This window comes from Mumia sp. zg.B17, from assembly GCF_019550915.1.
GTDB lineage: Bacteria > Actinomycetota > Actinomycetes > Propionibacteriales > Nocardioidaceae > Mumia.
Window position 1 is genome coordinate 592,165 of record NZ_JAHWCI010000008.1, and the last position, 12,922, is coordinate 605,086.

Annotated in this window: 11 protein-coding genes; 6 read left to right on the forward strand and 5 right to left on the reverse strand. The window is 70.7% G+C overall.

What is annotated here, in order from left to right; all coding sequences use genetic code 11:
• Positions 1 to 4: 4 nt before the first annotated feature.
• The 3 genes from pntB to KV097_RS16230 all read left to right on the forward strand — a co-directional run bounded on the left by pntB (position 5) and on the right by KV097_RS16230 (position 3,132).
• Positions 5 to 1,396, forward strand: a complete 1,392-nt coding sequence (gene pntB, locus KV097_RS16220; protein ID WP_220366440.1) for a Re/Si-specific NAD(P)(+) transhydrogenase subunit beta — start codon at positions 5 to 7, stop codon at positions 1,394 to 1,396.
• 65 nt (positions 1,397 to 1,461) lie between these two features.
• Positions 1,462 to 2,340, forward strand: a complete 879-nt coding sequence (locus KV097_RS16225) for an SDR family oxidoreductase (RefSeq protein WP_220366441.1) — start codon at positions 1,462 to 1,464, stop codon at positions 2,338 to 2,340.
• A 6-nt stretch (positions 2,341 to 2,346) separates the two neighbouring features.
• Positions 2,347 to 3,132: a hypothetical protein gene (locus tag KV097_RS16230; RefSeq protein WP_220366442.1), complete on the forward strand. Its 786-nt coding sequence runs from the start codon at positions 2,347 to 2,349 to the stop codon at positions 3,130 to 3,132.
• 26 nt (positions 3,133 to 3,158) lie between these two features.
• Here KV097_RS16230 and KV097_RS16235 read toward each other — a convergent pair whose 3' ends face one another.
• The 3 genes from KV097_RS16235 to KV097_RS16245 form a co-directional block, all read right to left on the reverse strand.
• Positions 3,159 to 3,797 (reverse strand): ACT domain-containing protein, encoded by a 639-nt coding sequence (locus KV097_RS16235; protein WP_220345854.1) that lies wholly within the window; start codon positions 3,795 to 3,797, stop codon positions 3,159 to 3,161.
• Positions 3,798 to 3,955: 158 nt separating this feature from the next.
• Complete coding sequence (locus KV097_RS16240; protein ID WP_220345853.1) at positions 3,956 to 5,248, reverse strand: FAD-binding oxidoreductase; 1,293 nt, start codon at positions 5,246 to 5,248, stop codon at positions 3,956 to 3,958.
• A 107-nt stretch (positions 5,249 to 5,355) separates the two neighbouring features.
• Positions 5,356 to 6,528 carry a CdaR family transcriptional regulator gene (locus tag KV097_RS16245; protein ID WP_220366443.1) on the reverse strand — a complete coding sequence of 391 codons (1,173 nt, stop codon included), beginning with the start codon at positions 6,526 to 6,528 and terminating at the stop codon, positions 5,356 to 5,358.
• Between the two features lie 82 nt (positions 6,529 to 6,610).
• Between KV097_RS16245 and KV097_RS16250 the strand changes: the two genes are divergently transcribed.
• The gene (locus KV097_RS16250) at positions 6,611 to 8,797 is read left to right on the forward strand and encodes a heparinase II/III family protein (RefSeq protein WP_220366444.1); all 2,187 of its coding nucleotides are present in this window, start codon (positions 6,611 to 6,613) and stop codon (positions 8,795 to 8,797) included.
• A gap of 21 nt (positions 8,798 to 8,818) precedes the next feature.
• Here KV097_RS16250 and KV097_RS16255 read toward each other — a convergent pair whose 3' ends face one another.
• Positions 8,819 to 9,781, reverse strand: coding sequence for a hypothetical protein (locus KV097_RS16255; protein ID WP_220366445.1), 963 nt, complete (start codon positions 9,779 to 9,781; stop codon positions 8,819 to 8,821).
• A 313-nt stretch (positions 9,782 to 10,094) separates the two neighbouring features.
• On the opposite strand from KV097_RS16255, the gene KV097_RS16260 reads away from it, so the two are divergent.
• A complete protein-coding gene (locus tag KV097_RS16260; protein WP_220366446.1) occupies positions 10,095 to 11,222 on the forward strand; it encodes a Fic family protein in 1,128 nt (375 codons plus the stop codon).
• A gap of 211 nt (positions 11,223 to 11,433) precedes the next feature.
• Here the strand turns inward: KV097_RS16260 and KV097_RS19920 are convergent, their stop codons facing one another.
• The gene (locus KV097_RS19920) at positions 11,434 to 11,589 is read right to left on the reverse strand and encodes a flavin reductase family protein (RefSeq protein WP_220366447.1); all 156 of its coding nucleotides are present in this window, start codon (positions 11,587 to 11,589) and stop codon (positions 11,434 to 11,436) included.
• A 503-nt stretch (positions 11,590 to 12,092) separates the two neighbouring features.
• Here KV097_RS19920 and KV097_RS19440 point away from each other — a divergent pair.
• A complete protein-coding gene (locus tag KV097_RS19440) occupies positions 12,093 to 12,896 on the forward strand; it encodes a collagen-like protein (protein WP_255559674.1) in 804 nt (267 codons plus the stop codon).
• The last annotated feature ends 26 nt before the right edge of the window (positions 12,897 to 12,922 follow it).

Below are 12,922 nucleotides of genomic sequence, written 5' to 3' on the forward strand. Positions count from 1 at the left end.
CGCCATGACCGCACAGAGTGCTGCCACCGCGGCGTACATCGTCGCGTCGCTGCTGTTCATCCTGTCCCTGGCCGGGCTGTCCAAGCACGAGACGTCACGCAACGGTGTCTGGTACGGGATCGCCGGCATGGGGATCGCGCTCGTGGCGACGTTCGTGCTCGTCGCCGACGTCGCCGACGCCGACGCGATCGCGCTGCTGCTCGTGGCCGTCGCGATCGGCGCCGCGCTGGGACTGTGGCGGGCGCGGAGCGTCGCGATGACGCAGATGCCCGAGCTGATCGCGCTCCTGCACTCCTTCGTCGGCCTCGCCGCGGTGCTGGTGGGCTGGAACGGCTACCTGGCGCCGAACCACCTGACCGGCTCGCTGGCCGACATCCACCACGCCGAGATCTTCATCGGCATCTTCATCGGCGCCGTGACCTTCACCGGCTCGATCGTCGCCAACCTCAAGCTGTCGGCGAAGATGCGGTCGGCGCCGCTGATGCTGCCGGGCAAGAACCTCATCAACACCGGCGCGCTCGTCGTCTTCGTGATCCTGACGGTCTGGTTCGTCATCTCCCCGAACCTCACGCTGCTGATCCTCGTCACCGTCGTCGCGCTGGCGCTCGGCTGGCACCTCGTGGCCTCGATCGGCGGTGGCGACATGCCCGTCGTCGTGTCGATGCTCAACAGCTACTCGGGCTGGGCCGCGGCGGCGTCAGGCTTCCTGCTCAACAACGACCTGCTGATCGTGACCGGCGCGCTCGTCGGGTCGTCGGGTGCCTACCTGTCCTACATCATGTGCCAGGCGATGAACCGCTCGTTCCTCTCCGTCATCGCCGGCGGCTTCGGCATCGAGGCCGCGACCAGTGACGCGACCGACTACGGCGATCACCGCGAGATCACCGCCGCCGATGCTGCCGAGCTCCTCAAGAACGCGCGGTCGGTCGTCATCACCCCCGGGTACGGGATGGCGGTGGCTCAGGCGCAGTACCCGGTCGCCGACCTCGTCCGTAGGCTGCGCGACCGCGGCATCGAGGTTCGCTTCGGCGTGCACCCGGTCGCCGGCCGCCTCCCCGGGCACATGAACGTGCTGCTCGCCGAGGCCAAGGTCCCGTACGACATCGTGCTCGAGATGGACGAGATCAACGACGACTTCGCCGAGACGTCGGTGGTGCTGGTGATCGGCGCCAACGACACGGTGAACCCCGCCGCAGCCGAGGACCCCACGAGCCCGCTCGCCGGGATGCCGGTGCTGCGGGTGTGGGAGGTCGAGAACGTCATCGTGTTCAAGCGGTCGATGGCGGCGGGCTACGCGGGCGTCCAGAACCCGCTGTTCTTCCGCGACAACACCCAGATGCTGTTCGGGGACGCCAAGGAGCGGGTCGAGGACATCCTCCGGGCACTCGCCACCTGACCTGACCGCCACCATGTGACATCGAGGGTGGCGCATGGCGGGATACCGACGGTATCTTGGCGGCCATGCCCTCATCCTTCACCGGCAAGGTTGCCGTCGTCACCGGTGCCGCACGCGGCATCGGCGCAGGTGTCGCCCGCGAGTACGTCCGTCGTGGAGGTCGCGTCGCGCTCCTCGGCCTCGAGCCCGACGAGCTGAAGTCCCTCGCCGCCGAGCTGGGTGACGCCGCCGCCTGGTGGGAGGCCGACGTCCGCGACACGGCCGCGGTCCAGTCCGCCGTCGATGCCGCCGCGGACCGCTTCGGCCGCATCGACCACGTGCTCGCCAACGCCGGCATCGCCGCGTACGGCACGGTGCGCCAGATCGATCCCGGCGCGTTCGAGCGGGTGGTGGACGTGAACCTCAACGGCGTCTTCCGGACGCTCCGCGCGGCAGCTCCGCACGTGATCGCCACGAAGGGATACGTCCTCGTCGTCTCCTCGCTGGCGGCATTCACACCGCTCGCGGGCCTGGCGCCGTACAACGCGAGCAAGGCGGGCGTCGAGGCCCTCGCCCTCGCGTACCGCCAGGAGATGTGGGTCCACGGCGTGAAGGTCGGCGTCTGCCACCCCTCGTGGATCGACACCGACATCGTCCGCGGGGCGGAGGACGACCTCCCGTCGTTCAAGGCGATCCGCGGACGGCTCCCGTGGCCGGCCAACGGCACGACGTCGCTGGAGGAGTGCGTCGAGGCGGTCACGCACGGGCTGGAGAAGAAGAAGCGCCGGGTCTACGTCCCCAAGGGGGTCCTGGTCGCCAACCTCACCAAGCCGCTCTTCTCCTCAGCGGTCGCCGAGCCGATCGCCAAGCGCCTGGTCAAGAGGACGGTGCCGCAGATGGAGCGCGAGGTCGCGGCGCTCGGCCGCAGCCACTCGGCGCACGTCCCGGTGACCGACGCGAAGTAGGACTCCGTGCGCCGTCACCGCCTGCTCTCTCCTGCCCTCGCTGCTGCACTCCTGATGCTGGCCTGCACCGCATGCGGTCAGGACCTCGTAACCGGGACGTACGAAGGACCGCTCGCTGTCGAAGGGCGGCAGGGTGCTGCGCACCAGGTCGTGGAGTGCGACGGGACCGCGGAGGGCGGCAACGGCTATCCGGACGAGCACGACGACGGCGCGCTCAGCGACGATGCGGAGGAGGCGCTGCGTACGGCCTTCGACGAGCGGCAGCTCGACGGGGTCCGCGACGGCTACCGGGTGGTTCGAGCGGACGGTCCCCGCACGCTGTTCACCTTCACTGCCGACGGCCGCGTACGGCAGGCCGTGATCGCCCGCGACGGCGAGGCCTTCGGCGAGAAGGGGTGGTACGTCGAGTCCTGGGCGCGCTGCGACTACGCCGAGCTTCCCGAGGAGGTGGCCGAGGCGGCGGGGGTCCAGGTGTGGTCCGACGCCACCGGCCGGGTGTCGACCCGCCGGATCACCTCGTACGCGGGAGCGGAGCATTGCGCCTGGGAGCACATGACCTTCCTCAGGGTCGGCAAGGCCGAGTACGTCCGGGAGCCCGATGCCAGCCTCGCCGACTTCTTCGCAGGGCCCTACGCCTCATCGGTCGCGCTCGCTCCCGACGCCAGGGACACCGGCTTCCGTCGTGGAAGCGACCACCTGTGGCTCTCCGCCGACGGCGCCTGGGCCTACGTCGGGAGCGGTGAACGGGTCGAGCGCTGGCCCCGGGTCGTCGAGCGGCTGGGCTGCATCTGACGTCGGCGCCCGGCTCGAGCTGGCGGTCAGAGCGCGGCGGCCACGGACGCCGCGAGGGCCACGATGTGCCCGAGCCGGGCCAGCTCGGAGTCGAGGACCGGCGGACCACCGTGGCGGCCGAAGACGACCACCGCGTCGCGCTGAGGCACCGGGGCGCCGGCGAGCACCATCGAGCCCCAGTCGGGGACGTGGGCGAGCCGCTGGGCCTGCTCGAGCGTGAACCACTTCTCGACGTCGGGGACCCGCTCAGGTGCGGTCGCGGTCGCGTGGAGGACCTGCTGGCCGTCCGGACCGAGGGCGAGCAGCAGAGCCCAGTCCGAGCGGAAGGTCTCGGGCACCCGGTCGACCAGGCTCTCCAGGGCACGCGCCGGCTCGGCGGTGAACGCCTCGACAGCCTCGAGGTCCATCGAGAGGTTGGCCCCGGCGTTGTAGCGCGAGATCCACTGAACGCGTACGCCGTCGAGCCGGTGGCACGCGGTGATGAGCTGGTCGGGCATCGTCGTCACCGGCAGCTCCAAGAGCACGTCGTCGACGGCCTTGCCGTCGCCGCGGTGCTCCACGATCTCGATCGCGTGGATGTCGGCTCCCGCCTCGCCGAGTGCGCTGGCGACGGCACCGAGCGACCCGGGGACGTCAGGAAGCTCGATGCGCAGCAGAAACGCCATGGGTCGAATCCTCCGTTCAGCCGATCGCGCCGGGACCGGACGCGTACGCGGTCGACGGTGACCACGGCAGGTGCTCCGGGCCGAGCATACCGACTCAGAACGGCCGCCTGGAGCCCTCGACCTGATTCGACCGAAATGTCAGCAGGAGATGAGATACCTCAGCGCAGAGGGTCGAGGTGACGCGCGTACGCAGGCGCCTGGCGGCCCGTCATCGCGTCCGCCACCATCCGCCCGGTGAGCGGCCCGAGGGCGATGCCCCACATTCCGTGACCACCCGCGACGTGGACCCGCGGCGAACGCGTCGCTCCGACCAGCGGCAACCCGTCGGTCGTGCACGGGCGCGAGCCGACCCACTCCTCCTGCCGTGCGTCCCAGTCGACGCCGGTGAACATCGGCCGCGCCGACGCCACGATCGCCTCGATCCGCGCCGGCTCCAACGGGGCGTCGGGGTCGCGGAACTCCATCGTCCCCGCCACGCGCAGGCGATCACCGAGCGGTGTGCACGCGACGCGCTCGACCGGGAAGTAGATCGGGTTCTTGGGCATCTGCTCGGGGACGACGGTGAAGCTGTAGCCACGACCGGCCTGGACGACGCGCTTCACCCCGTACGCCCGGGCGAGATCACCGAGCCATGTCCCGGTGGCCAGGACGACGGCGTCGGCGCGCAGCCGCTCGCCGGTGCGCGCGAGCACCTCCACCCCGCGTGCCCCGAGGTCGAGCACGTCCTTCACGTCGAACCCGGCGCGGATCTCGCCGCCGCGAGCCACCACCGACTCCGCCAGGGACCCGACGTACGCCGGCGGGTTGACGTATCGCTGCCCCAGCATCCGGACACCGGCGCGTACGCCGTCGCCGAGGGTCGGCTCGAGCGAGCGGATCTCCTCACCGCTCAGCAGGTCGTAGTCCACCGAGCCGCCCGAGGAGACGACATGGGCCAGCTCCTCGACGAGCGTCGTGCGGTTCTCCACGGAGCTGAACCCCGCGAGGAACGGGTCGGCGTCCTGGATCGGCTCGTCCACCGCGTGGCCGGCAACACCGCCGTCGCCCAGCACGTCGTAGGCGCCGAGCGCGTCACGGTTGAGGGCCGCGAAGACCGCCATCGCCGAGCGCCACCGCTTCGGGGTGCAGTTGCGCGCGAAGCCGACGAGGAAGCGCAGCAGCTTGGGGTCGGCCGTCAGCGGCACGTAGACCGGAGAGGACGGGCTGAGCATCGCCTTCAGACCGTACGAGAGGACGGCGGGCTCGGGCAGCGGCAGCGTGAGCGCGGGGGAGATCCACCCGGCATTCCCCCACGACGAGCCGGCCGCGACGCCCGCCCGGTCGACGACGGTGACCTGGACGCCGCGCTCCTGGAGGAACCACGCCGTCGACAGACCGACCATGCCTGCCCCGGCGACGACGACGTGCTGCGGGGTGCTCGACGCGCTCGCGGCGCTGCCCGGTGTGCTCATCCCCTCATGGTCGGACGGCATGGCGTCCCGCGGGCTGTGCGTTCGGCCACGATCGGCGAGGCACCGGTGTGCGATCGCACACCCGTCACGCCCGCGACCGCGCGGGCTCAGGCGTCGAGCTCGCGCAGCTTGACGTGGAGTGCCAGCAGGAGACGGGTGTCGGGGTCGTCGACGTCGACACCGACCGCCTGGGACGCGCGGCGGAGCCGGTTGCGGAGGGTGTTGGGATGCACGTGCAGCGACGCCGCTGCCGCACCGACGTCGCCGCCGTGGGCGAGGTAGGCGCGCGCGCTCGACAGCAGGTCGGCGTGGTGCTCGGCGTCGAAGCGCTCCAGGGCCGTGAGGGGACTGAAGTCCTCGTAGCCGGCGAAGGCGTCCGCGGCACGCATCGCGACGACGTCGGTGAGGGTGCTCCGTACGGTCTCGACGGCGCCCGTACGACCGCGGCGACGCAGGACGCGGACGACGCCGTCGGCGTCACGGGCCGAGAGGTCGATCGCCTCGGGGGACTCCACCGTACGCCCGACGCCGACGACGAGAGGGCCGTGAGAGCGGGCGAGGAAGTCGCGGGCCAGCCGCGCGGCCGTTGCTTCGTCGCCGGCGACCACGGCGTAGACCACACCGTCCACCTGGGCGGCAGCGGCGCTCGGCGCCACGGCGGCGAGGTGGAGGACGAACGCTCCCGCCCGGTGGGCGGGGACCACGTCGTCGGGCCGGTCCGACGCGAGCACGACCACGGTGCAGGGCGAGCGGAGCCCGGCCGAGTCCGCCGCACGCGCGGCGTCGTCGCCCCCGCGCAGCAGTGCCTCGACGACCTCGACGGTGCGGCGGCGGGAGGAGTCGGCGCGCTCCCGCTGGCGGACCAGCCCGCGCGCGACGACCGGCGCGCCGTCGAGCAGCGCCTGCCGCTGCACCTTGGTCAGCCCGGCGGGTACGGCCGCCCAGACCGACCCGAGCAGCGTGCCCGTCTCGTCACGCACGGCCACGATCGCCCGCTGCGTCATGCCGGAGCCGGGAAGGTCCACGGTGACGACGTCCTGGGACCGCGAGATCTGGCTGTAGACGCCTGCCTCGTCGAGCAGCGTGCGGTAGTGCGGGGGCACCTGGCGGCCGAGGATCGTGGTGATGCGGGCGTCGTCGACGGCCTGCGAGCGGTCGGCGTCCAGGCTCTGGGAGTAGGCCAGGACGTTCGCCTGGGGGTCCTCGATCGTGATCGGTGCTCCGACGAGCTCGGCCAGCGAGTTCGCCAGCGACGTCAGATCGTCGTCACGCAGGTCCATGCGGGAAATGTACGGGGTCTCGCCGGATACCGGCTCGAGATGACTTCCGGGCGACCCCCCGGTCTGCAACTATGGCTGGCCTATGCCTTTCCCCCGCAGCATCGCCCCGCGCCGCCGTACGCCCGTGGTTCGCCGACTCACCGGCGTCGCCGTCGCCGCGGCGCTGAGCGTCTCCGGCGTCGTCGCCGTCCAGGCCGTCGCCGCGCCGAGCCCAGCGGCCGCCGCCGCGGGCTACGACGGGGTGTGCGAGAACATGCACACGCTCGGCTCCCTGACGCGCGCCGACCTCGACCGCGCGCGAGCGATCATGAACGGCCGCGTCGACATGGGCCAGTACGGCACCATGACCCTCGCCGCCAACCCCTCGTGGAAGCCGCAGGCCGGGCTCGACCTGGCCGGCGACCGCTACATCCACTCGCTGCACTGGGCGTTGCCGCTGCTCAAGACCGGCCTGGGCCTCGGCGACGCCGAGGGTGCGGCGATGCAGGCCCGGTTCACTGCACTGATGGTCGACTGGGTCCGCGACAACCCGGTCAAGAAGCGCACCTACTGGCAGAACCACCCGCAATACCTCGGCTTCCGCATCGGCACCTTCGTCTGCATGAGCAGACTCGCGGCGTCGGCGACACACCGCGCCTGGGCGGGCAAGCAGCTGAAGGCCGAGCTGCCGAAGGCACTCGCCTACGGCACCTCTGGCAACAACACGATGATGAACCTCAAGCTCGCGGCCTACGCCGGGGCTCGACAGGCCGGCACCGAGGCGCAGCGCGTCAGGCTGCGCGACCAGACGGTCAACGTCGCCCAGCGCCTCGCGCACGCTGATGGCTCCGACCTCGAGGGCGCGCCGGGCTACGGCCTCTATCTCGGCACGATCATGCACCGCGCCGTCAATGTCTTCACGCTGTACGGCGCGACGTCGTCGGCGTCGAAGGTCGCGACGATGCTCAACGCCCGCGGCTCGTTCTATGCGCAGGCGAGCCGGCCCGACCGCTACCTCGAGACCATCGGCGACACCCACCTCCAGAAGATCCCGTCGGGTGTCTTCAGCGGGACGTCCGAGGCCGAGTGGGTCCGCACCTCGGGCAAGGCGGGCCGCAAGCCGAGCGCCACCTATCGCCGTTACGCCGGCGGCTACGCGTTCGGCCGGTCCGGCTGGGTCCCGGGCGTCGACACCTCCTCGACCTTCTACTCCGTCCGTACGGCCGACCGCTACGCCCTCCCGTCGCACCGTCACGCCGACACGACCGCGATGACGATGTACGCCGACGGGGTCTCGTGGATCGCCGACCCCGGCCCGTACGCGTACAACGGCTCGGGGCTGCGCTCGGCGATCATCCGGCGCACGGCCCACAGTGCGCTCGTCGCTCCGGGCACTCCCAACCGTGCGGTGTACGGCCGGGTGCAGGCGTCGGCGACATCGGCCTCGACCGACCGCACCTGTGTCTACGACCCGGGCTACCTCGCCAGCAGCGGCTTCGAGCTGGCACGGTGCGTCTACTACCTGCGCGGCATCGACGCGGTCGTCGTGGAGGACCTCGTCCGCGCGACGAAGACGTCCGGCACCGTGCAGCAGCAGTGGGTTCTCCCGTCGGGCGTCGGTGCCCGGGTCGGCGGCCGCGCCGTCGCGCTCACCGGGACAGACTCCACGGGCACCGTCCGCAACGCCCGGTTCCTGACGACAGGGGCACCCCGCGTCTCCGGCGCCACCACGTCCGCCGGCACGCTCGGTCAGTCGTACGGCCGCTCGACCCGCGGGTCGGTCGTCCGGGTGCCGGTGAGCGTGGCGACGGGTCGGACGGCACGCGTCGTCACCGTCCTCACCGCCAGCGGCAACCCGGGTCTCGCCCGGACCTCCGTGGGCGGCCGTACGGCGCTCAAGGTCTCCGTCAACGGTCGCGCCGCCACCGTCGTCACGTCGGTCAACGAGTTCGCGCGGTTGGCCGCCAAGGTCAGCTTCTCCCGCTCGAAGGCCAAGGTGCGGGTCGGGCAGAAGGTCCGCTTCAAGGCCCGCGTCACCTCGGTCGGTCTCCCCGCCAAGCGCGCGAAGGTCGTGCTGCAGCAGTGGCGCAAGGGCAAGTGGCGCAAGGTCAAGACGCTGCGCACCTCCAAGACCGGCCGGGTGTCCACCAAGGTCCGCATGACCTCCAAGGGCACCAAGCGCTACCGCGTGGTCGTGCGGGCCAAGAGCGGCAGCAAGGGCTGGAAGTCGACGGTGTCGACCACGCAGACGGTCAAGGTCCTGAAGAAGAAAAAGAAGAAGAAGCGCTAGCCTCGGCCGCGCCGGGCGCCGTCACATCACCCGTGCCGTCGGCCTCGGCGCCGTCTGCGCGAGCAGCGAACGCCAGACACCGTTGCCGACGACCGAGCTCGACCCCATGCGGCGGGCGCTCTTGTAGGAGCGCATCACCCCACGCGACCGTGCGTCCCAGACGCCGCTGACCCGGATGCGCAACGCCTGCTGGACCGCACGGACGGCCGGGCCGCGCGTGCCCGAACTGATCCGGAGCCCGGAGTAGGCGACGAGCGTCCGGTGCAGCGTCGACGAGCCCGCGCGTGCGGTCACCCGCGGATAGCGAGGGCACGGGGTCGCCCGGCGCTTCGTGTAGCGCGCGGCCCAGTTGAGGTCGGCCGGGCGGCAGGGCCCGTAGTTGACCTTGGCCACGGACTTGTCCCAGTACGAGGTGTAGCCGCGTGCGCCGGGCCACGACAGCGAGAGGTGCACGTGGTTGCGGTGGCAGGTGGTGTCGTACGCCGTCCCGGCGCGGCTCTTGGCGGTGCAGCCGTTGTAGACGCGCCAGCCGGGGCGGTAGGACGACCAGATCTTGTTGTTCCAGATGATGTACATGACGCCGAGGCGGCGGGCGTTCGCGTAGCGGTTGCCCCGGCCGTCCGAGCGCAGCAGCCACGCCGCCAGGTCGGTGCCACGCTTCTTGCCGCGGACGGTCCGTGCGTTGGTCGTCCAGTCGATCGCCCGCCCGTCGTGGTGCTCGCTGGTCGCCGTCGAGCAGTCCCGAGCTCCCGACCACCTGGTCACGGGCCAGGTGCGGACGAGGAGCGCGCCCAGGCGGGACGTCCCCTTGTGCGGCTTCGCGCAGCTGATCGGTCCGACGTACGGCGCGCCCGCCTCGATCGCGGCCGGAAGGCCGGACGGAGTCGGTGGCGCCTTCGCGGAGGCCGGTGCGATCAGGGCGAGAGCGAGGACGGACGGCACCACCAACAAGGTCGCTGCGCGCCCGAGTTGCGTACGAGACATGACTTCCCCCAGGTGTCCACCCGACGCATCGGCAGGCTCGCCGACTTCCCCACGCCCGGTGGCACCGTGCCCACGCTACGTATCTCGGCAGAGGATGCATCTCGAACGTGGAGGCGCTCGATCTAGGCCGCTGGAGCGAGATCGCAAACGAGAGCACCTACGGCGTTAGTATCACTTAGTCAAATATGTGATACTAAGTGCCATGGAGGTCTCAGATCGCGGGTGGCCGTCGGTTTCTCTCGAACGGCGACGGTGGCGAACAAATCCCGATCTTCGCAGCACCGACGGCCGCCGTCCCAGCCGAGCGGATCGGATGCTCGATCACGTCGAGACCGAGATTCCAGCACGGATCGGCGCGCTGTCCCCACCGCTCACGGCGGACACGGCCGCCCTGTGCGAGGCCGCTGGCCAAGGAGTCGTGTCACTCGACGCTGGCCCGGGCCGTTACCTCTCGTCCCTCGCGGAGTTCCTCACGCGGACGGAGTCGGTGGCCTCGTCGCGGATCGAGCGTGTGTACGCCGACCTCGACGATCTCGCGCGCGCCAGCCTCGGCGAGGAGTCGACGAGGAGCGCGACGAGTACGCTCGCCGCCACCCTGGCGCTGCGTGAGCTCACGGAGTCGTGCGATGACGGCGCCCCGCTGTCCGAAGGTGCGATCCTGTCCGCGCATGCGGCGCTGCTTGCCGATGATCTCCTCGAACACCGCGCGGCCGGAAGCTATCGTACGCAGCAGAACTGGATCGGCGGCAGCGACTTCACCCCCCGCAACGCTGCGCACGTTCCGCCCCCTCCGGAGGTTGTCCAGGACCTGATGTCCGACCTGGTCGACTTCGCCAACCGCGACGACCTCAGCCCCGTCGCCCAGGCCGCGGTCACGCATGGACAGTTCGAGGCGATCCATCCGTTCAACGACGGCAACGGCCGAATCGGCCGCGGTCTCATCAGCGCCGTGTTCCGCCGTCGCGGGACGACGCGTCGCACGGTCGTGCCGATCGCCGCGGTGATGCTCGCGGACGTGGACACGTACTTCGACAGGTTGGCGGACTATCGCGCGGGTGACGTGGAACCGCTCGTCCGGTACGTCGCCTCGGCTGCCATGACGGCAACCGAGGCCGCGGAAGCATCCGCAGAGCGGTTGGCGGCACTGCCCTCTCTCTGGGAGGAGCGCGTCGGAACCCGACGCGGCTCCGCCGCACAGACACTCGTCGGAACGCTGCTCGAGCATCCGATCGTCGACATCGCAGCCGTCGAGGCGATCACGGGGGCGTCACGTGCGAGGTCGTACGACGCGATCGACGCCGTGGAGGACGCAGGCATCCTGCACGAGATCACCGGCCGGTCCCGCAACCGGATCTGGGTCGCTGCCGATGTGATGGACGAGATCGCTGCCCTCGAGGAACGGATCGGGGCTCGCACGCGGCCGTCGGCGCGCTGGCGTTGAACCGAGGACCTACGGTTCCGCGGGTACTGCGCACGAGGGGTGCACCGTCGCCGTCCGTGTCGAGACCGGTCCTGTCCTCGATCACGCGTGGGTGCCGAAGCCGCGGCGCCAGTAGGTGAGCGAGCGGGTGCGTCGTGCCGGTCTCGGCCACAGAGACGTGCCCCAGGGACGAGGACGTTGCCGCCCAGGCGCGATCCCAGCCGTACGCGGGTCAGCAGCGACGAACGCGCGTCGAGTGAGACAGCATCATCGGCGGCTCCATCGACAACGACATGAACGCGCTGACGGTCGTGCCGTGGGGGACGCCGTCCTCGAGCACCGTCACGACGGACACCGCGGCCGCGACGTATCTCGGCAGAGGATGCATCTCGAACGTGGAGGTGCTCGATCGAGGACGCTCCGGGCAGTCCTGTCCGCACAACTGGGCGTGACGGGGTGGTGGCCGCTGCGCCGCGATGCCGGTGATCGTGACGCGGATCTCAGGTCAGGCAGGAGTGCGGGCATGCACTCTCGCTAAAATCGAATGCGTACAAAGAGGACATACGGCCGGCGACTTCGACCCGTTTGGCTGGAGATCGCCGCGCCCGAACTCCACCGACCTCGGGAGGTCTCCATCGGGTACAACAGCCGAATCTCGGACCGGTCGTCCGGATCCGCTCACCTGTCCAGACTCCGCCTCGCGGAGCGCCCCGCAGACCTTGCCGACCTCGCTCGTGGTCGCGACACCACCGTCTGTCTCACCCTGTGCTTCTGACACGGGAGCGACCACGAGACTCTCCACCCCATCGCGCTGACGCCCCGCGCGGGCACCTGCTCGTCTCCCGATGTCCGACGGGCACAAGGCCCACCGGCTGATCAAGGAAGGATCACATGTCGAAGCTGAAGCAGCACTCCAAGGCCATCGCCATCGGCGCGGCCTCCGTCCTCGCCATCGGTGCCCTGTCCTCGGGGAGTGCCGTCGCAGCGGCCAAGATCGGCGCCAACGACATCCGTTCCGACGCCGTCCGCTCCAAGCACATCAAGACCGGGCACGTCAAGTCCAGCGAGATCAACGACGGAACCATCCGGAAGCGCGACCTCGCGCCGGGGGTTCAGGACAAGCTCGACCGGACCGGCAAGCCCGGCGCCCGGGGCGCCAAGGGCGAGAAGGGCGATCCCGGCGCCCAAGGGCCCCAGGGCGCTGAGGGCGCCAAGGGCGAGAAGGGCGATCCCGGCGCCCGGGGGCCCCAGGGCGAGAAGGGTGAGAAGGGCGACCCGGCGACCGATGTCAAGGGCGGTTTCGCCGGGAAGATCGAGGACGGCGCCGTGATCAAGAACATCGGCGGCAAGTTCAGCGAGGGAAAGACCCAGGTCGGCAACAGCATGACGCTCGAACCCGGGACGTACCTGATCAACGGGTACGCGGGCTTCGACCGGATCGACGACAAGAAGGCCTCGAGCCCCGTCCTCCAGCTCGCGATCCGTTCGGAGTCGGGACAGGAGATGGGAACCGCGTTCACCGGTGAGTTCCCGACCGGCAACATCGAGCAGAGCACCTCGGTGACCCGTGTCGTCACCATCGACGAGACGACCAAGGTGAACGCCTTCGTGTTCGGCTACAACGCCGACGGCAGCTCGACGGGCAGCGGCAACTACGTCGCCGGCGTCTCGGTCACCGCGGTCCGCGTGGGCTGACGACGACATCGCGCAAGGGACCTCGC